Below are 19,264 nucleotides of genomic sequence, written 5' to 3' on the forward strand. Positions count from 1 at the left end.
ATATCCTTTTTATAAGGAGAATTTTATCAAACTCCCCTTCGCATAATATGTTCATTTTTATGTCCCGAACTTCATTAGCGGCTCGGTCTGTTTCTCCATAACCATGAAGGCGCGAATTCCCAAGAATTTGCACATCGCATCTTAACATGAAGATAAAGGAGAAGACTTTATGAACCTGGCAGACATTCCTGAATTGACTGAGAAAGTCGCGAATTTTGGTTCTATGGTGATGGACTCAGCACCCATGATCGCTGGTGACGACCTTTGGCTCATTCTCGCAATTTATATCTTTGAAGCACAAGATCTGGCTCTCGGTTTCTGATCGTTTATGTGTTTTGAGTAATGCAGATATCTCCGCCCTTGTCCGAATATCGTGCGCAGCCGCATCGTCGCGCTCAGGCTATACAGGCCGGTAAAAAAGCATTTGCTGCTTGGCAAAACCATCCGGTTTGGGCGGGGTATCGCGCATTACTTGAGCATGCTGTAACCTTGTCTGCCGTTGACGCTATACGCCATTTACGCCCTATCCTTGATGATAATCTCATAGCACCAGCCTTTCTGGAGCATTTCTTATCGGCGATGACGCATGATGAACTTGTGCAATTGCAATGCCCGGCAACTTTGTCAGTGCAAAGCACTGTCATCATATTATTGAGGCATGGCCGTATAAATATTGCACTTGTCGCTTTGCGCAAAAAAGCTGCTGATGCATCTGGTAATGCCATGCATGATAGAATTTGCCTTTCTAATGGGCATAGCGCGCTGCGTCTTATCAACGGTGCGCAGGCGGATTATCGATTGTTTGCGCGTGACCATGAAGAGCAAGAGGCCATGGTTTTGACTTACAAAGGCCGTGTTGCAAGTGATGCCAGCTTGATAATCGATAATAGCCAGCAGGGCTTGCTGATAGATGTGCTGGAACAGCCCGCTCTATTTTTGCGCATAACAGTGGAAGATGACGGCTCATCATCGACCAATGGTGATGATTGTTATCGTTATTTTGATGCGCAGACGGGCCGGTTGCTGGGCAAATCTGCGGGTAATATGCAATCAACGCGCCGTCTTATGCTGCTTTCTGCATTGCGTTCTCTTGGTGCCGCACATCACGCACCTGAGATGCTAGTAGTGACAGAGGAACCCGTGGCGGCTTTGCGGTGGCAGGCTATGCGCGAATGTCTGGCTACCGATATGAAAGCAGCCATGCCGCGATTGGCGGATATGGCTAAGGGTGATCCAGATGATGAAATACGCGCACTGGCCCATCAAATCTTGCAACATATTGGGCAAAAGGCCGCATAAACCATGGCCTTGGATATAGCATATAGAGCGCAGGAACCCCTTTCATTGGATGAGGCGCTTTCTTTGGGCGATGCCAATCTTAAAGGGCTTGAGCGTGAGCAAGAAAGGGAAAATGCCGCGCATATCTTGGCAGGGCTATATGCCAATCGCGACTTTCTGGCAGATGCGGCCATTGACGCGCTGAAATTGACATATGCGGATGAGACGCAGGGTCGCCGCAAATATGGACCGCAAGTCATCACTTTGGGTGCTGCACGTCCGGGTTGGTTTTTACGTGCAAATATCTGGCCTGGCGCGAATGACTATGTGGTGCGCGCCAGCGGCAAAGACGCGTTCTTTTATGGTTTGCCGCATGATCATAATTTTGACTTCCTTACCATCGGATATCACGGTCCTGGTTATATTAGCGATTATTATGAGCAGGATTATGAAGCGATTATTGGCTATAAGGGGGAGCCGGCCGGATTGCGTTTCATTGAACGCTCTGCGCTATCCGAAGGCCGTATGCTTTACTATCGCAAGCACCGGGATGTGCATTGCCAACATGCCCCCGATGCCCTTTCCATATCGTTGAACATCATGATGACAGCGCCCGAACAATATTGGTTTGATCAGTGCCGCTATGATGTGAAACGCAATGTTGTGGAGACTATTCTCTCACAAGGCGCGAATGAGGCGATGTTGCACATTGCTGTAGCGGCTGGTGATGAAAATGGTCGCGATCTGGCGACCGAAATCTTGTGGAATCATCCGTCACAGCGAATGCAGCTGGCAGCGTTGCAGGCGTTGAGTGAGAACAGCCTATCGCAAATGGAGAAAGATAAGCTTTTTGATCAATGCTGCCGCCATGGTTCTGCGGCTATTGCTGCTGCGGCAAGCCTATATATTAATCAGCATGAGCAATAAATCCGGTAAATAGCCAAGAGAAATATCACTTCCCGCTATGGCCCAGTTTGGGTTAGAGATCAGATGGTCATTTATGGGAAGGTAAGTTTGATGCCAGAATCAGCGATGGACAGTATGTTTGTCGAGAACATAGCCGCAATCATTCAATTGGCGTTGGCACCGGCCTTTCTGTTGGTAGGTATTGGCGGGATGCTGCAGCTTTTTTCCAGCAGACTTGCACGCGTTGTCGATCGGTCAAGAGAGCTGGCAAAGGAACATGGCCAAGTCACTGAAGGGGAACGCAGGAATATTGTGCGCGAATTGCGTAAGCTCGATCAGCGTATGACGGTTGTCAATCGCTCTATTTTGATGGCGGTATGCGGCGCCATCACTGTCGGCATGGTTATAACATTGCTGTTTGCGATGGAGCTCGCCGGAATTGATTTATCAGTGGCCGTCGCTGGCGGTTTTATCCTAGCGATGACCTTTATCATGACTGGTCTGGGGTTCTTCGTGTATGAAGTCCATCTTGCGGACCGCTCAATACATTTGGACAAGGTGTTTTTGAAATGGGACGAGTGAGTTTTTACTCGCACCATTCAAAAAAGATATTTTGCTGATTAGCCTTCGGCGTTTTCTGTACCCTCTGCTGGTGCATCACCTTCTGCAGGAGCATCGCCGTCGGTTGCAGCATCACCACCATCGCCACCCGCTGCTGCAAGGGCATCGGCAACATATTGATCAACCCCTAAAGGATTGTCAGAATTTTCATTGAGGTACAATATGACTGCAGCGCGCTCATCGCCTTTACTAAGACCAGCAAAGCTCATTTTCGTGCCACTCGCATAGCGTTTCGGCGATTTCAGCCAGGCATCCATCTCTTCAAAGCCCCAATTGCTTGAGATACTTGAGATAGCTTCAGAATAGCCAAAACCAGCAACAGCGCCGTGCGGCTTACCTAGAATGCCATAAAGATTGGGGCCTACGCCATTGGGGCCCCCTTTTTCGATAGAGTGACACGCTGTACATTTTTGGAAAACTTTGGCGCCAACGCTTGAATCGGCACTGGCCATCATTACGCCAACAGAATCTTCGGCTTTTTCTTCGGTTTTTTCAGCACCCTTAATGGCATATCCGGGTTTTTCCGGATGCTCTGGTGAATCAGCGTGAAAGAATTTCCCGCTCAAAATCGAAAAGCCTAAAGCCGAGGCCATGCCAAACAAAACCCAACCGGCTATTGTATTACTGCGATCATCCATATTCTAATGTCCCTAATTTGCCCCTGCTATAGAAGCAACTATCTAGACTGGCAACGCCATTACGACGATATTCTGTGCGCTCCCTAGCCAGCATAGGAGCACTAGGCAAGGGCTGAAAAGCACCACTACCAAGGAATTTATGAACCAATGCGCTGGCATCATTTGTATATCCCGTGATTGATTGAATTTAGTGCAATGCGCATCGTTGATAGTGCAATAATTATTGGTCATTTGCTTCGCGCGCAGCGTTTGTGCTTGCTTTAACATATGGTAATAATTTAACAGCAAGCATATGTATAGCTATCCGAAAATTGCGCGTGAACGTGCTGAAAATATGGCCCGTGCGGCAAAATCAGAGCCTGGACGTGGCCTGGCCTTTCAAGGTGCACCAGGTGCAAACTCCTATCTGGCCGCGCTGGAATATGATCCAAAAGGCCTTCCTTTGCCATGTTTCTCTTTTTCTGATGCTATCGATGCGGTCAAGCGCGGTGATGCAGACCGGGCAATGATCCCGATTGAAAACTCACAGCATGGCCGGGTTGCCGATATTCACTTTCTGCTCCCGGAATCAGGGCTGCATATTATTGATGAGTTTTTTATTCCCATACATCACTGCCTGATGAGCAAATCAGATGGCCCCTTTTCCAGTGTGTTAAGTCATCCGCAAGCGTTGGGGCAATGTCGCCATTATCTTAAGGAACATGGGATTACTCCGGTTTCTTATACAGATACCGCTGGCGCCGCGGCCGCGGTTGCGATGAGTGATGATACCAATATCGCGGCCATCGCGCCGGCTATTGCTGCTGATATGTACGGTTTGAAGATGATCGCCGAAAATATCGAGGATGCTGACCATAATATGACACGTTTTGTGGTGTTGGCCCGTGATGCTGTTTTACCGCCTGCTGACATACCGGTAATGACCAGCCTGTTATTTGAAGTGAAGAATATTCCGGCAGCACTATACAAAGCTATGGGTGGTTTTGCGACCAACGGTGTGAACAGCACCAAGTTGGAAAGCTATATTCGCGGAGATAATTTCTCTGCTGCGGAATTTTATCTCGATATAATCGGAATGCCTGGCGACCCTGCGGTGGACCGCGCACTGGACGAATTGCGTTTCCATAGCAAATGGGTACGAATCTTGGGTAGCTATAAACAATCGCGCGAGAGACATTAGGCTATAATGCCCGCAGCCTAGACGACCTGCAGACATCGCACCGCTTAATCAGTAGCTTGTGAGCTGAACAAAATCGATTTCAGACAGGCGGACATGGTTTTGACTCCCCTGCTAGTGAGAACCAAATATGTTCGGCGTCGATCAACCTTATCAAATTGGCGCTCAACCAGGTCATTTTTGATAAGCATGTCAATCCAACGCAGAGCGGTTGTTTGTGGCACAGATGCCGCGATGCAGGCGCTAGATATGCTAACATTGCTGCGTTCTAGCTCAGCAGCATAAAGGTCGAGCAAAATGTCCCAAGCGGGGTCTGCAAAGAGGTTTTCGGTAAAAAAGCTTTCCCTTTTGCGGCGTCTGGCAATCTCTGCCCGCACATCAGCTGCACTGATTGTCCAATTGGATAGTCGGTCGATCAAAAGTGACATATTGGGATCTTCACCGCAGGAAGCAGCGAATGACTGTTGCTTAGAGGATTGATGAAACGCCGCTTCATCAGCTTTCAAGGCCAATGTGGCCAAACGATGCGCCATATCCAACAATTCTGTTTTGGGATCGACGACCTGAACTGACTGCCCATGAAGTTTTTTCTCAAGGCATGTATCAGGCCAAGATAATGAGGGCTTGCTATTGTTTTGTGACATGTCTTCTTTGGCCTTCTTGAGAAATTTTGGTTTCTTCACAAAGGACATATTTGCCTGTAAATGTGACTACATTAGATTTTGCACGACACGATAACTTTGCTTATATTTGACATGGAGTCATTATACACACCACCATAGTTACATTTGTAACCAGAATAAGTTTCAATTTTTATCAACAGATTCAACATCTAATAGAGATAGTTGAAAATCAATACATAAATTTGGAACAATTTTAGATTTAAATCTATTCTTTTATTATTAGTTTTCATGATTAAAGTTAAGTCACGTAAGTTCGTGACACAATCGTAACTATCTTTTATCGTCATCACTCATTAATTATGGCTGAGCGTGAAGGTTCACATTTCAAAGGGTCGCTGTGTTAATAGAATCAGATATTGTGGAAGCACCGCCGCAGCAAATGGCCTTTTGGGAAGGACTGTCCATGTTGCATAGCTATCCAGACATATTAGAATCCGCATATAGATTGCTGACGACAATGGGGGTGAAGATGATGGCATATCATTTGGTTCCGCCATTTCATTCGCAAATATCCAAACGGGCGATGATAATAAGTTTTGGCTTTCCCAAACAATGGATTGAGTATTATGCAGACCCTGCAGCACGCGCACAAGACCCTGTGCCTGATATTGTTATGGAGCAGTATAGCAGAATGTCATGGGCTGAAGCACTCAAGATATGCCGTGATAAAGACCCTGTAACAGGTATTCGTCATGCAGTAGAAATAGAAGAGATTCCTTATGCTTTCGGGCTGCCGCTTTATGGCCCGAGCGGACGCGATGCATATTGTGCAATCGTCATGGATAATGCTTCGAATGTTACCGATATGTGGAACATGGTTCAAATACAGAATATCATGCAGGCGGTGCATGTGCGCATATCACATCTGACCATTGCCAAAGATAATGCGGCGATAAAATTGTCGCATCGTGAGACTGAAGTGCTCAATTGGATTTTGGGCGGCAAGTCGCGCAATGATATTGCAACTATTCTGGGGCTCGCGCCAGCAACGGTTGATACCTATTTGCGGCGCATTTACGAAAAACTAGGCGTTAATAATCGCATCATGGCCAGCTTACGGGCCCTGTCACAAAATCTGATTAAGCTTTCTTAATCCAAAGTGGTACAAACGGGTCCGACATTTTTAATGCGCATCCCCCCAACTTGGGCCTGTACCAATATCTATTTCGAGCGGCACGGTGAGTTTGACCGCAGGCTCTGCCGCATTGGCCATCACCTGACGAATAACAGCTGATGCTGCTTCAACATCGCTTTTGGGCAGTTCAAACACCAATTCATCATGCACTTGCAGGAGCATGCGCACCTTTTCTAACCCTGCTTTGGCAAGGGCTTGCGGCATGCGGGTCATGGCCCGCTTAATGATGTCTGCGCTGGTGCCTTGAATAGGGGCGTTGATCGCCGCTCTCTCACTGCCCTGACGTTCGGTCTGATTTTTGGCATTTATGCGCGGAAAGTGCGTTTTGCGGCCAAATAATGTTTCGGTGTAAAGCCGTTCCTTCGCGCTTTGCAAAGTATCAGAGATATAATGGTTGATGCCCGGAAAACGCTCAAAATAACGACTGATCATATCTTGCGCTTCATCGGCGGAAACTTCCAACCGACCCGCCAATCCCCAACGGGATATGCCATAAAGGATAGCGAAGTTGATAGTTTTGGCGCGGCCCCGTGTGTCGCGATTGACCTCGCCAAACAGCTCTTGTGCTGTGCGATTATGGATATCTTCGCCATCAGCAAAGGCCTGACGGAGCGTATCGACATCGGCCATATGTGCGGCCAATCGCAGTTCAATCTGGCTATAATCGGCAGCCAGTATCACATTGCCGGGTTCCGCAACAAAAGCAAACCGGATCTGACGGCCCATTTCTGTGCGAATGGGGATGTTTTGCAGATTGGGGTCATTGGATGACAACCGCCCAGTCTGTGCGCCGACCAGGCTATAGCTGGTGTGAACACGTCCGGTTTTCGGATTGATATCATTTTGCAAAGCATCGGTATAAGTGGATTTCAATTTCGACATTTGCCGCCAGTCGAGCACTTTGCGGGCAATATCGTGACCATCCTGCGCCAGCCGTTCGAGCACAGTGACATCCGTGGAATATTGGCCGGATTTGCCCTTTTTGCCGCCTTTCAGGCCGAGCTTTCCAAACAGAACCTCACCCAATTGTTTCGGGCTGCCAATGGTAAAAGGCTCCCCGGCAATGGCGTGGATTTCTTTCTCGCGAGTGGCCATGATCTCGGCAAATTCTGCCGAAAGCCCCGCTAGCCGTTCGCGGTCAACTTTAATGCCCTCACGCTCCATTTGTGCAAGAGTGGAGAGAACAGGGCGGTCAACCAGTTCATAGACCTTTGTGCCGCCCTCCGCACTAAGCCGCGGTTTCAAAATCTGCCATAGGCGCAGCGTCACATCAGCATCTTCCGCCGCATAGCGCGTAGCCTGATCCAGCGGGACTTGACCAAATCCAATCTGGCTTTTGCCGCTGCCCGTGACGGATTTATAGCTGATGCAGTCATGATCCAAATGCTCTTTGGCTAGCGCATCCATGCCATGACCACCATGGCCGCCCATGGCTTGGCCTGCATCTAGTGCAAAGCTCATCACCATTGTGTCATCGACAGGAGCTATCAGAATATCGTGCTGCGCCATGATATTAATATCATATTTGATGTTCTGGCCGATTTTCAGCACAGCATCATCTTCCAACAACGGTTTGAGCAGCGTCAAAGCGTCTTGCATGGCGATTTGTTGAGGCTTTTCATCCAACAGGTCAGTACCACCATGCGCCAAGGGCACATAACAGGCTTTGCCCGGCGCGGTGGCCAGGCTGAAACCTACCAATTCGGCGCGCATAGGGTCTAGTGAAGTGGTTTCTGTGTCAAAAGCTACACTGCCAATAGCGCGCGCTTCATCCACCCATTTTTGCAAGGTTTCTTCATCGGTAATGCAAACATATGCATCTGGGTCGATCGCTGGCTGTTCGGGCGCGCGCGGGGCATGTGTGCCGGGACCATTATTGTTTTCACCAGATGTATTGGAGCCAGTGCTTTCTGCTCGACCAGATGTTTCTGGCGCATCGGCACCCAATTTGCGCAGCAAGCTGGTAAACCCATGCAATGACAGAAATTCAGCCAAAGGCTCGTGCGGAATGTCTTGTAGTTTGAAATCGTCCAGCGCGACGGGCAATGGGCAATCATCTTTGAGCGTTACCAAAACGCGTGACAGACGTGCATCGTCCGTAAATTCGATAAGGTTCTCGCGCATCTTAGACTTTTTCATGCCCTGAGCAGCGGCAAGGACGCCATCCAAATCGCCATGTTCCAAGAGCAACTTTGTCGCAGTTTTGGGGCCGATACCTTTAACCCCGGGGATGTTATCCGCGCTATCGCCCATAAGAGCCAGCATATCGCCGACCAGTTCAGGGCCAACGCCGAACTTTTCAATAACTTCCTGTTTGCCGACACGCACATTCTTCATCGTGTCCAACATGTCGATACGGCTATCATCAACAGGTTCAATCAATTGCATCAGGTCTTTGTCAGAGCTGACAATGGTTACCTTCCAACCTTGCTCGACCGCAGCCACAGCATAGCTGGCGATCATATCATCCGCTTCGACATTTTCCTCTTCAATAACGGGTAAGGAAAATGCGCGGGTGGCATCGCGTATAAGCGGGAATTGTGGAACCAGATCATCGGGCGGCGGCGGCCTGTTGGCTTTATATTGATCATAAAGATCGTTGCGAAAGCTCTTTGATGATTTATCGAGAATGACCGCCATATGTGTCGGGCCATTGGCCTTGTGCAGGTCATCGGCCAATTTCCACAACATGGTTGTATAACCATAAACCGCGCCAACGGGCGTGCCCTCTGGATTGGTTAAAGGCGGTAACCGGTGATAGGCACGAAAAATATATGCCGAGGCATCGACAAGATAGAGATGATTCTGTTCAGACATGTTCATCTGTTAGCAGGACAATCGCAGCGCGTCATCGTAACATTGCACATGTCATTGGTTGGGTTGCAAGGCCTCTTCTTTTTTCTCATCGCTAGCCGATTGATTGGTTGGCTTCACACTATTTTGATCGCTTTTGGGCGCATCATAAATCTGATCAAGCGGCGGGAGGCCCCGAAGATCGCGAATTTGATTTTCGCGCAGCAGCAAATAGGCATCGCGTGTATCACCATAAAGGTCGGCGCTTTCTTCACGCAGACGGTCAATCTCTGCATCATTGTCCAAACGCTGATTAAGCGCAGATACTGTGCCAGCGGTTATAGCAAAAGCCGGTTTATTGATGGGTGATCCATAAATCGCAGGGACGAGCAATTGGTCAATAGTATTGCCGATAAGATCACGCGGTGTGGTGGATCCGATCAATGGCAAATAAAGATAGCGACCGGGTTTTACGCCATAATAGCCCAATGTATTGGCAAAGCCATTATAGCGGTAAGGCAGGTTGATGCCTGGCTTGCCGGCAATATCAATCAGACCGCCAATACCAAGGGATGAGTTAATAAGAAAACGCCCTGCCGTTTCCAGAGCTTTGCCTGGCTTGAGTTGTAGCAAGTAATTGAGGAAATTGACGGGCTCACCCAGATTACGCAGGAAATTCTGACTGGCCTGTCTTACTGGACTGGGAATCGTATCGCGGTAAAAGTCTATCGTTGGCTCAATAACGGCCTGATCGATTGCTTCTACAACCTCAAAAGTTTCAAGGCTGAATTGCTCAACAGTATCAAGTTCAATGCCGTCGACCACAATGGGTTCGGGCAATGTCTCACTTGTTCCCGTCTGGTCTACACCATCCTGACCTTGTGGTCGCAGACCGTTTGGACCAATATCAACGATGATTGGCGCCGGCCATTGCGATGTGCTTGCATCGCTGCGTTGCTGTAGCCAGTTGTTCTCATCATCCAGAGGGACGTCATAGGGCAAGGGAGCAGCATCGCTCTCTCCAGGCGCGGCAGTAGAAGTTGTTTTATCTTCTGAGCCATATGTGAATGACAATCTCGTATTGGTGATACGGCGATAATCTAGGTCGTGGTTTAGTGCAGTATTGGCTTGCAGCAGGGTTTTGACCGCTGTTGCTGGTTGCGCAGAAGCGTCTGTAAGAACAATCTCCGCACGGTTGTCGATAGCATCGACCACCGGAAGTGTGTCTATATTGCTGCTCGCCAGTGACAATAATAATAATGGTATGTCTGGTGCAAAACTCAAAACTGGCGTCCTTTCGAGATGCCACAGATTATGTGGCATAGGGCTTTGGTAAATATTGGTTATTGCCTTACCGCGAATATATAACATCGCAACGGCTAATCTATCATAAATACATATCGTTACGATAAACGGACGAAGCCAAAGTCTTTATCTGCATGTTGCATCATGTCGCCCATTTCGCTGGTTGTCTATTTGTAAGTCCATTTAAGCCCTAGGCCATCAAAAAATTAACTTATACGCAAAGGTCTGGCGCTAATGCATGATCTGCAAAGCTATATTGCAAATAGGTATATGGGGAGTTTTTTGCACAAAGTCGGTGACACTTTGACTGCTATTTGGCGCAAGGGTGAAGTTACTCCCTGGTTCAACCTATGGTCGATTATCGGCTTTTCGGCTGTATTGTGCTTCGGGCTTATAGTTTTGTCATTGGGAGCGATGATGAAACCTGATCGATCAGGCCCTGTTTTCAATGTTTCTGAAGGGAGCTGTCTGTTCGCAAGCGACAATATCATCTCTGCACAAGATGCAATTGTAAATGAACATTTTTTTCAATGCCATGACGATAACATTCCGATCAATACGAAGCAATTCTGGTTTAAACTGCCTTTAGTGGAAGCTGGTCTCACCGCAGACGAGTTAAATCTGGAAGGTGATACCGCGCCGATCGATGCATTGCATATTGTGCATCACGACAAGGGCGGGAATATAGTCACGCGCACTATTTTGCCCGATGAAATCATGCAGTTCTGGACGGCAGGAACACGTTTTTCGGTTCCACTCACCAAAGAGGAAGTAAGTTCGGAGACATTATGGCTGGGCGTAGACAAGCCATGGTCACGGCTTGCGGTAAATGATCTTGAGATAATGTCTCTAGAACAGGCACGTGAAGAGCGTTTTGATAGGACAATATGGTTTGCCATATTTTGTGGCTTGGGCTTTTTGCCGATCATATACAGCATTTCTTTCTTTGTGGCGCTGCGATATACGTTTATGGGCTGGCACGCACTGATGTCGCTCTGCTTTCTGATCTACACTTTCAGTTCTTCTGGGTTGATCATGCAATTTCTCCCTCAGATCGCAATGTGGACCAGAACTTTGCTATCATACACAGCATTAAGTACGGCTTCGGCCTTTGCTGGCTATTTTGTGATAAGCTTTCTTGAAAAAGATGTCGTACCGCACTGGGTGAAACGTTTTATGGCGATGGCAAGCCATTTGTTGATCGCAAATGCTCTTTTTGTGCTGATCGTCGGCCCATATTTACCTTTCATTGCCCGCAACATTTATCATCTGGCATTTCTGCCTGCGATAATTTCATTGTTAATCGGCTCGACTTATGCACTGACCAATAAAAGCAAGGTTGTGTGGTTTTTGATCGGTGGTTGGTCACTGACAGCCATAGTAGCTCTGGACAGAATTTTTCGCGGCATGGATATTTATATATTGCCGCCGGAGCTTGATTTCTCACTATTCCCCTGTCTGGTTTTGGAAGTCATCATCACTGCAGGTGGTGTGGCCTATCGGGTGATGTCCATCCGCTATGAACGCGATGAAGCCAGGATGCGCGAGCGTGAGCTTGCTCGTCAAGCCACTACCGATCTGCTGACCGGACTTGGCAATCGCCGACAGTTTGAAGAGGATTTTGCACATAGCAAAAATGCTGCATTGGCATTGCTTGATATTGATAACTTTAAGCAGGTTAATGACAATTTCGGGCATCAAGTTGGTGATGAGGTTCTGCAAAAGCTGGGTGAAGTCTTGCAGTCATTCTCAGATCAAGATTGGTGCCAAGGTATATATCGTCTTGGCGGTGAGGAATTTGCTGTGCTGCTCTCGCTGCAAAGTGAAGATGCGGCCGCTATTTGCTGCGAACAAATACGCGTGAAATGTGAAAAGATAGTAGAGGCGCAGGTTGATGCCCTCTCTCATGCGATCACTATAAGTATAGGCGTAGCTCTAGGTGCTGATACGGGTAAGCGGGCATTATATCGCAATGCAGATGTAGCGCTGTATCATGCTAAATCTGAAGGGCGGAACTGTGTTGCAATCGCCAATAAGGCATATGGGCGCAGTGCCAAACCATTTTTGCAGGTCGCCGTTGGCAGAGGGAACGCGCAAGGCAATGTTCCCGCTTGATGAAGGGGATGTGACGCTCACCTTCCCCGAAGGGTTGGCAGAGGATAGCCTGCAGGACTTGAGCGCCTATCTTGATATTTTCCTCAAAAAGGAAATTAAGAAATCGAAGGCTCCGAAAGAAAAGGTAGACCCGCTGTCATAAAACAAGATCGTCCAGCCATCGCGCTAGGTTTTCTTTTCTAGCTGCGCGCAATTTTATCGCAGCTAGAACAATAATCGAGGCCCGAATTGTCTTCGTAGGCTGCTTTAATGGCATCGGTGAGGTCGCGTCTGCTCATACGGTCTGGCAGTTTTATTCGGCCAGCGCTTACTCCAGCGTTAGCAAACTTATAGACATCATCTAAGTCAGCAGAGCTTTGGTAATATGTGCCGGGATGGTGTTCGCATTCTTCTATCGCATCAACCTCTATGCACAGAGCAAGGCCCATCTGAAAACGATCTTGCTGTTCTTCCATTGCACGTTTTGCGCCGCCCATATTTAATCTCCTTTAATTCAACATATGATCAAAATCGAGATTCGTCTAGTGGGTCAAGCAAGTATATAAGCCCCTAAAAAATCTCTTTTTTCTGCATAACAGGAACGAATCTACTGTGGTTTACAAATAATCAACCAGATTAAGGCAAAAGCCAATGGTTGAACCAATTTGAGAACATCATGCTAGAGAAACCGATATCGAAAGACAAAGCATCTCCTGTTGATCAGGAATTTGGTAGCTTTTTTAATCGCATGACAGCACGTATCAACGCGCAAGGTCAACAAATTGATGAAAACAAACAATGCATGCAAACGGATCAAGCTTTGTTGCTGCTGCAAAGTTATGAAGAGAGCCGGCAGGGTTGGTTTTGGTCTACCGATGCAGAAGGTAATATTACCTATTTGACCCAATATATTGCTGCAATGCTGGATGTACCAGTATCTGACTTGCTCGGTACGCCGTTTGTAAATCTGTTTGCAAAATCGCTTGACCATGAAGCAACGCAGAGATCGCTGCCTTTTGTTCTGACAAAGAAAACCAAGTTCGATGAATTGCGTCTCAAAATGCATGTCGGTGAAGATGTGCGCTGGTGGTCAGTGTCTGGTCAGCCGCAATACTCCAAATTGGGACATTTCACAGGTTTTCGCGGTAATGGTTCTGATATAACGGCGCAACTTCGTGCATCGCAAGATACCGAGCAATTGGCGCGTTATGATTCACTAACCGGCTTAGCTAACCGCGCGAATATGCAAGAGAAGCTGGAAAAAACACTTAAGGCCTTTCAGCCGCAGAATCGGCCCTGTGCTGTTGTTCTGCTTGATCTTGACCGGTTCAAACAGGTCAATGATACATTGGGTCACCCCGCGGGCGATGCATTGCTTAAACAGGTTGCTCAGCGACTGAAAAAAGCTGTCGGGCAAAGGGGCGAGGCAGGTCGTCTTGGCGGCGATGAATTTCAGCTTATCATTCCGGATTGTGAAGATCGGGGTGATCTGGGAGAGCTGGCCGAAAGGATTATTTCCAGCATTTCCCAGCCTTACTCCATCGATGGAAGTCGCTGTATTATTGGTGCTTCGATTGGCGTGGCGATTAGCCCGTTTGATGGAGAAACAACCGAAGATATAATTCGCAATGCCGATCTGGCGCTTTACGCTGCAAAAGCAGGCGGACGCGGACGGTTTTGTTTCTATTCGAGTGACCTGCATCAATCTGCTGAAGATCGGCGTCAGCTGGAAGAAGATTTGCGTGACGCTTTGGCCAATGATCAATTGTCACTATTCTATCAGCCTATCGTCGATGGCAACACGAATATTGTTAAAGGGTTTGAAGCGCTTATGCGCTGGAACCACCCTGATAGAGGGCCTATTTCCCCAGCGGTTTTCATCCCGATTGCGGAGGAGGCCAATCTTATAAATGCGCTTGGTGAATGGGCAATCCATAAAGCATGTACGGAAGCCTCTGAATGGGGTGGTAAAGTACGGGTAGCAGTGAATGTATCGCCGGTTCAATTTGCTAATGACAGATTGCCGAACATCGTCGCAACAGCATTGGCCAATACTGGCCTGGCGCCAGATCGGCTGGAGCTGGAAATTACTGAAGGCGTATTTCTGGCTGAATATGATGAAAATGGCGAAATGTTCGAGCAATTGAAAAATCTTGGCGTTCGCTTGTCTCTTGACGATTTTGGCACCGGCTATTCGTCCATGAGCTATTTGCAAAATGCGCCATTTGATAAGATCAAAATTGATCAAAGCTTTGTTCGCGGTGCAACTTTAAAAGGGTCACGCAATAGCGCTATTATCGCTGCAATTGTCGCGTTGGCTGAGGCTCTGGGAATGGAAACCACAGCCGAAGGTATAGAGACTCTCGATGAGCTGGAGATGATCCGAGATCTAAGGGTCAGCCATATTCAAGGTTATGTTTACAGCCCGGCTGTGGCCAATGAGAAATTGCTGCAGAATCTTGCCGATGGTGAGTGGATTATTGAGCCTGTTGGGCCTGCGCATCATCGTGAGGATCGTACCTCCATGTTCCGTAAGGTTTTCGCGATTCATCATAACCACCGCTATCAAGTGGTCATCCGCAATCTTTCCGCAACGGGTGCGTTGATTGAAGGCTTGCTTGATGTTCCGGTAGGGACTCACTTTGTAATCGATTTTGGGGATGGCCAATTGGCCGTATCAACTGTTCGGCGTTCAATGGGCGATAAACAGGGTATCGAGTTTGAAGAAAGATTGGTTGATGATGGCAGTGGTGGGCTGTGTACTGCGCGTCGTGTTTCCCGTTATTTGATTGCAGCGGTCAGTGCTCAAGAGCAACAATCGCAACAATCGCAACAATCGCAAGTTGGCGGGTGGCAAGTTCAACATGTCATGAATCCGCAAGAAGGTATGATACCTGTATTTAATAGCAGTATCGAAATGTCCCTCAAAAAACGCACTGCCAATTGAAATATACCATTACCGGCTATGCGCTGGTAATGTCATTCATCAAAAGTGCATCCTATTATTCGCGTAAGATAATATTTATAAAACCCAAAGAAAAAGGCCGGAGAGTTTCCTCGCCGGCCTTTTCTATTTCTTGTTAAGCGGTTGGGTTTAGAAACCCATGCCGCCGCCCATGCCGCCCATATCAGGCATTGCAGGTGCGCCGCCACCGGCTTTGTCGTCCGGCAATTCGGCAACAGTCGCTTCGGTGGTGATCAACAGGCCAGCGATAGAAGCGGCATCTTGCAATGCTGCGCGTACCACTTTGGTCGGGTCGATGACACCGGCCGCAACCAGATCTTCGTAAACGTCGGTCTGTGCGTTAAAGCCTGTATTCTCATCGCCGCCGTCCAGCAATTTGCCAGAAACAACCGCGCCGTCGTGACCAGCATTTTCAGCAATCTGACGCACTGGCGCATAAAGTGCTTTGCGCACAATATCGACACCGCGTGTTTGATCGTCATTATCGCCGTCAAGGCCTTCCAGAGCTTTTGTAGCGTAAAGAAGTGCGGTACCGCCGCCAGGGACAATGCCTTCTTCTACGGCTGCGCGGGTTGCGTGCAGCGCGTCATCGACACGGTCTTTCTTCTCTTTCACTTCCACTTCGGTAGCGCCGCCAACTTTGATAACAGCAACACCGCCAGCCAATTTGGCCAGACGCTCTTGCAGTTTTTCGCGGTCATAATCGCTTGTGGTGTTTTCGATTTGCGCACGGATGGCTTCTACGCGTGCTTTAATCGCATCGGCTTCGCCAGCGCCATCAACGATGGTGGTGTTGTCTTTGTCGATGGTTACGCGCTTGGCTTCACCCAACATGCCCAAAGTGACGTTTTCCAATTTGATACCCAGATCTTCAGATACCATTTCACCTTTGGTCAAGATGGCAATATCTTCCAGCATCGCTTTACGGCGATCACCAAAGCCAGGGGCTTTAACAGCAGCAATTTTCAGGCCGCCGCGCAATTTGTTGACGACCAATGTTGCCAATGCTTCGCCTTCAATATCTTCAGCGATGATCAGCAATGGACGACCAGATTGCACAACAGCTTCCAAAATTGGCAGCATGGCTTGCAGGTTAGAGAGTTTCTTCTCATGGATCAGGATATATGGGTTATCCAGTTCGGATACCATCTTATCAGGATTGGTGATGAAGTAAGGTGACAGATAACCGCGGTCAAACTGCATGCCTTCAACAACGTCGAGTTCAAACTCAAGGCCTTTGGCTTCTTCAACTGTGATAACGCCTTCTTTGCCGACTTTTTCCATTGCTTCTGCAATTTTCTCGCCAACTTCTTTGTCGCCATTGGCAGAGATCACGCCGACTTGTGCAACTTCCGCGCTACCAGCAACAGGCTTTGAGCGTGATTGCAGATTAGCAACGACTTTGCTGACGGCCAGATCGATGCCGCGCTTCAAGTCCATTGGGTTCATGCCAGCAGCAACCGATTTCATGCCCTCGCGAACAATTGCTTGTGCAAGTACAGTTGCAGTGGTGGTGCCGTCGCCAGCAATGTCATTGGTTTTGGAAGCAACTTCCTTGACCATCTGTGCGCCCATATTTTCGAACTTGTCCTTCAGTTCGATTTCTTTGGCAACAGATACACCATCTTTGGTAATGCGCGGTGCGCCGAAGCTTTTGTCGAGCACAACATTACGGCCTTTGGGGCCCAGAGTGACTTTTACAGCGTTGGCCAGCGTATCAACGCCTTTCAGGATGCGTTCACGCGCATCGCGACCAAATTTTACGTCTTTTGCAGCCATGAGATTATTCCTTCTCTAGCAATTTCAGTTAGGGATTATGCTTCAGTCTCAGCCGATAATGCCGAGAATGTCGCTTTCTTTCATGATGATCAGGTCTTCGCCGTCAACTTTGACTTCGGTACCGGACCATTTGCCGAACAAAATCGTGTCGCCAGCTTTAACGTCCAGCGCTGTGACTTTGCCGTTATCGTCTTTCAGACCATTTCCAACAGCGACCACTTCGCCTTCTGAAGGCTTTTCTTTGGCGCTGTCCGGGATGATGATCCCGCCTGCGGTTTTTTCTTCGGCTTCGATGCGGCGCACCAGAACCCGATCATGCAACGGACGAAATTTCATGCGTTACCCTTTCTACGGTTGGTTATGACAATGTTGTCGTTTGAAATTAGGATTAGCACTCATATCTAATGAGTGCCAACACAGGCGCATATGGTCGGAGTGCCGCTTTGCGTCAAGGATTGCCTATTAATTTTTTTGATGCACGAAATTTATTTCGCAAGCGGATTGTAACCCAAAGCTCTTATCTGGCGAAATACGAGGTGGAACGTGATATTGGACATTCTGTCCGGCACGTCCTTTTGAACTTTTTAAAAGACCAAAGGAAAAATACATGGCTAATACGCTTGTAAAAGTTACTGCAGCTGCCGCTGCTCTGGCTGCTGCCGCCTCTCTGGCTTCTGCTCCTGCCGCTGCGCAATCAAAAGAAAAATGCTATGGCATTTCTCTCGCTGGTAAAAATGACTGTGCTGCTGGTCCAGGTACAAGCTGTGCCGGTACATCAACCGTTGATTACCAAGGCAATGCTTGGAAATATGTTGCTAAAGGCAGCTGCGTAAAACAAGGCGGTTCTTTGAAAGCGCGTAAAGGCAACAAAAAGCCAGTCGCAAGCAAATAATTTTTGCGCTAATGAAATCGGATGACCTCAACTGCTTATCCTGACCACGCCCAATATGGCGAAAAGTCTGCAAACTATATTGGCCAGAATATTGGTAATCGATTGAATGCATTGCCTTTATCGGTTGGTATAGGCTTAAAGCCAGTACATTATCATGATGTTCTGGCTAGTGTGGACGATAAGATAGGCGTCATGGCGCCGGGCTGGGTAGAGGTTCATCCGCAAAATTATTTCGGTGATGGTGGTCCGCCACATAATTGGCTGACTGCCATCGCCGAACATTTTCCTCTCAGTCTTCATAGTGTTGGCCTGTCAATGGGCTCTGCCGACGGCGTAAGCCGCTATGATCTGGAGAAGATAGCTGCTTTGTGTGCGCGCTATAACCCGGCAAGTGTTTCTGATCATCTGAGCTGGAGCGGTCAAACAAGTGATCGTTATCCCGACCTTCTACCTATCCCTTATACTCAGGCGTCATTAGATCATTTTGCACGCCAGATTGATATTGTGCAGGAAAGACTGGGTCGTACTATCTTGGTGGAGAACCCGTCGCGTTATCTGGGTTATAAAGATGATGTGATGGACGAAATTGATTTCATCCATAAAATATGTGCGGCGACGGGCTGCGGCCTATTGTTCGATATAAATAATGTTGAGGTCAGTAGCACCAATATGTCTGTTATGGACCCAGAGCATCAAATGCCCGACCCAAGAGATTATATTGACGCGATCGACCCTGCAATTGTTGGGGAAATCCATTTGGCTGGTCATGCGCGCGAAGACCATGACGATGGGCCTTTGCTCATCGACGATCATGGCAGTGCAGTAAATGATCTGTGCTGGTCTTTATATGAGCGTTTTATCGCCAGATCCGGACCAAAACCAACATTGATTGAGTGGGACACGGATATACCCGATTATGCGGTTTTGATGGAGCAGGTCGCAATTGCGCGCTTGATCATGGCCAAAGCACTGCCGCATGAAGATGCTGCATAAAGCTG

18 protein-coding genes are annotated in these 19,264 nt (G+C 48.1%); 11 read left to right on the forward strand and 7 right to left on the reverse strand.

What is annotated here, in order from left to right:
- The first annotated feature begins 169 nt into the window (after window positions 1-169).
- The 4 genes from ACR9YC_RS04105 to ACR9YC_RS04120 all read left to right on the forward strand — a co-directional run bounded on the left by ACR9YC_RS04105 (window position 170) and on the right by ACR9YC_RS04120 (window position 2,766).
- A complete protein-coding gene (locus ACR9YC_RS04105) occupies window positions 170-322 on the forward strand; it encodes a hypothetical protein (RefSeq protein ID WP_438730228.1) in 153 nt (50 codons plus the stop codon).
- A gap of 20 nt (window positions 323-342) precedes the next feature.
- Window positions 343-1,299 carry a hypothetical protein gene (locus ACR9YC_RS04110; protein ID WP_438730231.1) on the forward strand — a complete coding sequence of 319 codons (957 nt, stop codon included), beginning with the start codon at window positions 343-345 and terminating at the stop codon, window positions 1,297-1,299.
- Window positions 1,300-1,302: 3 nt separating this feature from the next.
- A complete protein-coding gene (locus ACR9YC_RS04115; protein ID WP_438730234.1) occupies window positions 1,303-2,205 on the forward strand; it encodes a transposase in 903 nt (300 codons plus the stop codon).
- A 90-nt stretch (window positions 2,206-2,295) separates the two neighbouring features.
- A complete protein-coding gene (locus ACR9YC_RS04120; protein WP_438730238.1) occupies window positions 2,296-2,766 on the forward strand; it encodes a DUF2721 domain-containing protein in 471 nt (156 codons plus the stop codon).
- A gap of 38 nt (window positions 2,767-2,804) precedes the next feature.
- On the opposite strand, the gene ACR9YC_RS04125 is transcribed toward ACR9YC_RS04120, so the two are convergent.
- On the reverse strand, window positions 2,805-3,443 hold the full coding sequence (locus ACR9YC_RS04125) for a c-type cytochrome (protein WP_438730241.1): 639 nt from the start codon (window positions 3,441-3,443) through the stop codon (window positions 2,805-2,807).
- 292 nt (window positions 3,444-3,735) lie between these two features.
- Here ACR9YC_RS04125 and ACR9YC_RS04130 point away from each other — a divergent pair, with 292 nt between their 5' ends.
- Window positions 3,736-4,623, forward strand: coding sequence for a prephenate dehydratase (locus tag ACR9YC_RS04130; RefSeq protein WP_438730244.1), 888 nt, complete (start codon window positions 3,736-3,738; stop codon window positions 4,621-4,623).
- 44 nt (window positions 4,624-4,667) lie between these two features.
- Here the strand turns inward: ACR9YC_RS04130 and ACR9YC_RS04135 are convergent, their stop codons facing one another.
- Window positions 4,668-5,264: a hypothetical protein gene (locus ACR9YC_RS04135; RefSeq protein ID WP_438730247.1), complete on the reverse strand. Its 597-nt coding sequence runs from the start codon at window positions 5,262-5,264 to the stop codon at window positions 4,668-4,670.
- A gap of 376 nt (window positions 5,265-5,640) precedes the next feature.
- On the opposite strand from ACR9YC_RS04135, the gene ACR9YC_RS04140 reads away from it, so the two are divergent.
- The gene (locus ACR9YC_RS04140) at window positions 5,641-6,396 is read left to right on the forward strand and encodes a helix-turn-helix transcriptional regulator (RefSeq protein WP_438730250.1); all 756 of its coding nucleotides are present in this window, start codon (window positions 5,641-5,643) and stop codon (window positions 6,394-6,396) included.
- 30 nt (window positions 6,397-6,426) lie between these two features.
- Here the strand turns inward: ACR9YC_RS04140 and polA are convergent, their stop codons facing one another.
- Window positions 6,427-9,255: a DNA polymerase I gene (gene polA / locus ACR9YC_RS04145; RefSeq protein WP_438730252.1), complete on the reverse strand. Its 2,829-nt coding sequence runs from the start codon at window positions 9,253-9,255 to the stop codon at window positions 6,427-6,429.
- Window positions 9,256-9,306: 51 nt separating this feature from the next.
- A complete protein-coding gene (locus tag ACR9YC_RS04150) occupies window positions 9,307-10,515 on the reverse strand; it encodes an MlaA family lipoprotein (protein WP_438730255.1) in 1,209 nt (402 codons plus the stop codon).
- 303 nt (window positions 10,516-10,818) lie between these two features.
- Here ACR9YC_RS04150 and ACR9YC_RS04155 point away from each other — a divergent pair, with 303 nt between their 5' ends.
- Together ACR9YC_RS04155 and ACR9YC_RS04160 are read left to right on the forward strand one after the other, a co-directional pair.
- Entirely contained in the window at window positions 10,819-12,651 is a 1,833-nt protein-coding gene (locus ACR9YC_RS04155; RefSeq protein ID WP_438730258.1) for a sensor domain-containing diguanylate cyclase, read from the forward strand.
- On the forward strand, window positions 12,638-12,793 hold the full coding sequence (locus tag ACR9YC_RS04160; RefSeq protein WP_438730261.1) for a hypothetical protein: 156 nt from the start codon (window positions 12,638-12,640) through the stop codon (window positions 12,791-12,793). The genes ACR9YC_RS04155 and ACR9YC_RS04160 overlap by 14 nt, the downstream gene beginning before the upstream one ends.
- 37 nt (window positions 12,794-12,830) lie before the next feature.
- On the opposite strand, the gene ACR9YC_RS04165 is transcribed toward ACR9YC_RS04160, so the two are convergent.
- Window positions 12,831-13,127, reverse strand: a complete 297-nt coding sequence (locus tag ACR9YC_RS04165) for a hypothetical protein (RefSeq protein WP_438730264.1) — start codon at window positions 13,125-13,127, stop codon at window positions 12,831-12,833.
- A 179-nt stretch (window positions 13,128-13,306) separates the two neighbouring features.
- Here ACR9YC_RS04165 and ACR9YC_RS04170 point away from each other — a divergent pair, with 179 nt between their 5' ends.
- Complete coding sequence (locus ACR9YC_RS04170) at window positions 13,307-15,577, forward strand: putative bifunctional diguanylate cyclase/phosphodiesterase (protein ID WP_438730267.1); 2,271 nt, start codon at window positions 13,307-13,309, stop codon at window positions 15,575-15,577.
- Window positions 15,578-15,724: 147 nt separating this feature from the next.
- On the opposite strand, the gene groL is transcribed toward ACR9YC_RS04170, so the two are convergent.
- Window positions 15,725-17,374: a chaperonin GroEL gene (gene groL / locus ACR9YC_RS04175; RefSeq protein ID WP_438730270.1), complete on the reverse strand. Its 1,650-nt coding sequence runs from the start codon at window positions 17,372-17,374 to the stop codon at window positions 15,725-15,727.
- Between the two features lie 48 nt (window positions 17,375-17,422).
- Complete coding sequence (groES, locus tag ACR9YC_RS04180; protein WP_438730272.1) at window positions 17,423-17,710, reverse strand: co-chaperone GroES; 288 nt, start codon at window positions 17,708-17,710, stop codon at window positions 17,423-17,425.
- A 271-nt stretch (window positions 17,711-17,981) separates the two neighbouring features.
- Between groES and ACR9YC_RS04185 the strand changes: the two genes are divergently transcribed.
- Both ACR9YC_RS04185 and bufB read left to right on the forward strand, forming a co-directional pair.
- Window positions 17,982-18,266: a BufA1 family periplasmic bufferin-type metallophore gene (locus tag ACR9YC_RS04185; RefSeq protein WP_438730275.1), complete on the forward strand. Its 285-nt coding sequence runs from the start codon at window positions 17,982-17,984 to the stop codon at window positions 18,264-18,266.
- A gap of 21 nt (window positions 18,267-18,287) precedes the next feature.
- A complete protein-coding gene (bufB, locus tag ACR9YC_RS04190) occupies window positions 18,288-19,259 on the forward strand; it encodes an MNIO family bufferin maturase (protein WP_438730277.1) in 972 nt (323 codons plus the stop codon).
- Window positions 19,260-19,264: the final 5 nt, after the last annotated feature.

Origin of the sequence: Parasphingorhabdus sp. DH2-15 (assembly GCF_051668705.1) — a bacterium.
GTDB lineage: Bacteria > Pseudomonadota > Alphaproteobacteria > Sphingomonadales > Sphingomonadaceae > Alterisphingorhabdus.

Coding starts and splice junctions, on each gene's coding strand:
- ACR9YC_RS04120 (WP_438730238.1), top strand. CDS start 2,296: ATGCCAGAATCAGCGATGGACAGTATGTTTGTCGAGAACATAGCCGCA.
- bufB (WP_438730277.1), top strand. CDS start 18,288: ATGACCTCAACTGCTTATCCTGACCACGCCCAATATGGCGAAAAGTCT.
- ACR9YC_RS04135 (WP_438730247.1), bottom strand. CDS start 5,264: ATGTCACAAAACAATAGCAAGCCCTCATTATCTTGGCCTGATACATGC.
- ACR9YC_RS04170 (WP_438730267.1), top strand. CDS start 13,307: ATGCTAGAGAAACCGATATCGAAAGACAAAGCATCTCCTGTTGATCAG.
- ACR9YC_RS04185 (WP_438730275.1), top strand. CDS start 17,982: ATGGCTAATACGCTTGTAAAAGTTACTGCAGCTGCCGCTGCTCTGGCT.
- ACR9YC_RS04160 (WP_438730261.1), top strand. CDS start 12,638: ATGTTCCCGCTTGATGAAGGGGATGTGACGCTCACCTTCCCCGAAGGG.
- ACR9YC_RS04125 (WP_438730241.1), bottom strand. CDS start 3,443: ATGGATGATCGCAGTAATACAATAGCCGGTTGGGTTTTGTTTGGCATG.
- groL (WP_438730270.1), bottom strand. CDS start 17,374: ATGGCTGCAAAAGACGTAAAATTTGGTCGCGATGCGCGTGAACGCATC.
- ACR9YC_RS04115 (WP_438730234.1), top strand. CDS start 1,303: ATGGCCTTGGATATAGCATATAGAGCGCAGGAACCCCTTTCATTGGAT.
- ACR9YC_RS04110 (WP_438730231.1), top strand. CDS start 343: ATGCAGATATCTCCGCCCTTGTCCGAATATCGTGCGCAGCCGCATCGT.
- ACR9YC_RS04165 (WP_438730264.1), bottom strand. CDS start 13,127: ATGGGCGGCGCAAAACGTGCAATGGAAGAACAGCAAGATCGTTTTCAG.
- groES (WP_438730272.1), bottom strand. CDS start 17,710: ATGAAATTTCGTCCGTTGCATGATCGGGTTCTGGTGCGCCGCATCGAA.
- polA (WP_438730252.1), bottom strand. CDS start 9,255: ATGTCTGAACAGAATCATCTCTATCTTGTCGATGCCTCGGCATATATT.
- ACR9YC_RS04105 (WP_438730228.1), top strand. CDS start 170: ATGAACCTGGCAGACATTCCTGAATTGACTGAGAAAGTCGCGAATTTT.
- ACR9YC_RS04130 (WP_438730244.1), top strand. CDS start 3,736: ATGTATAGCTATCCGAAAATTGCGCGTGAACGTGCTGAAAATATGGCC.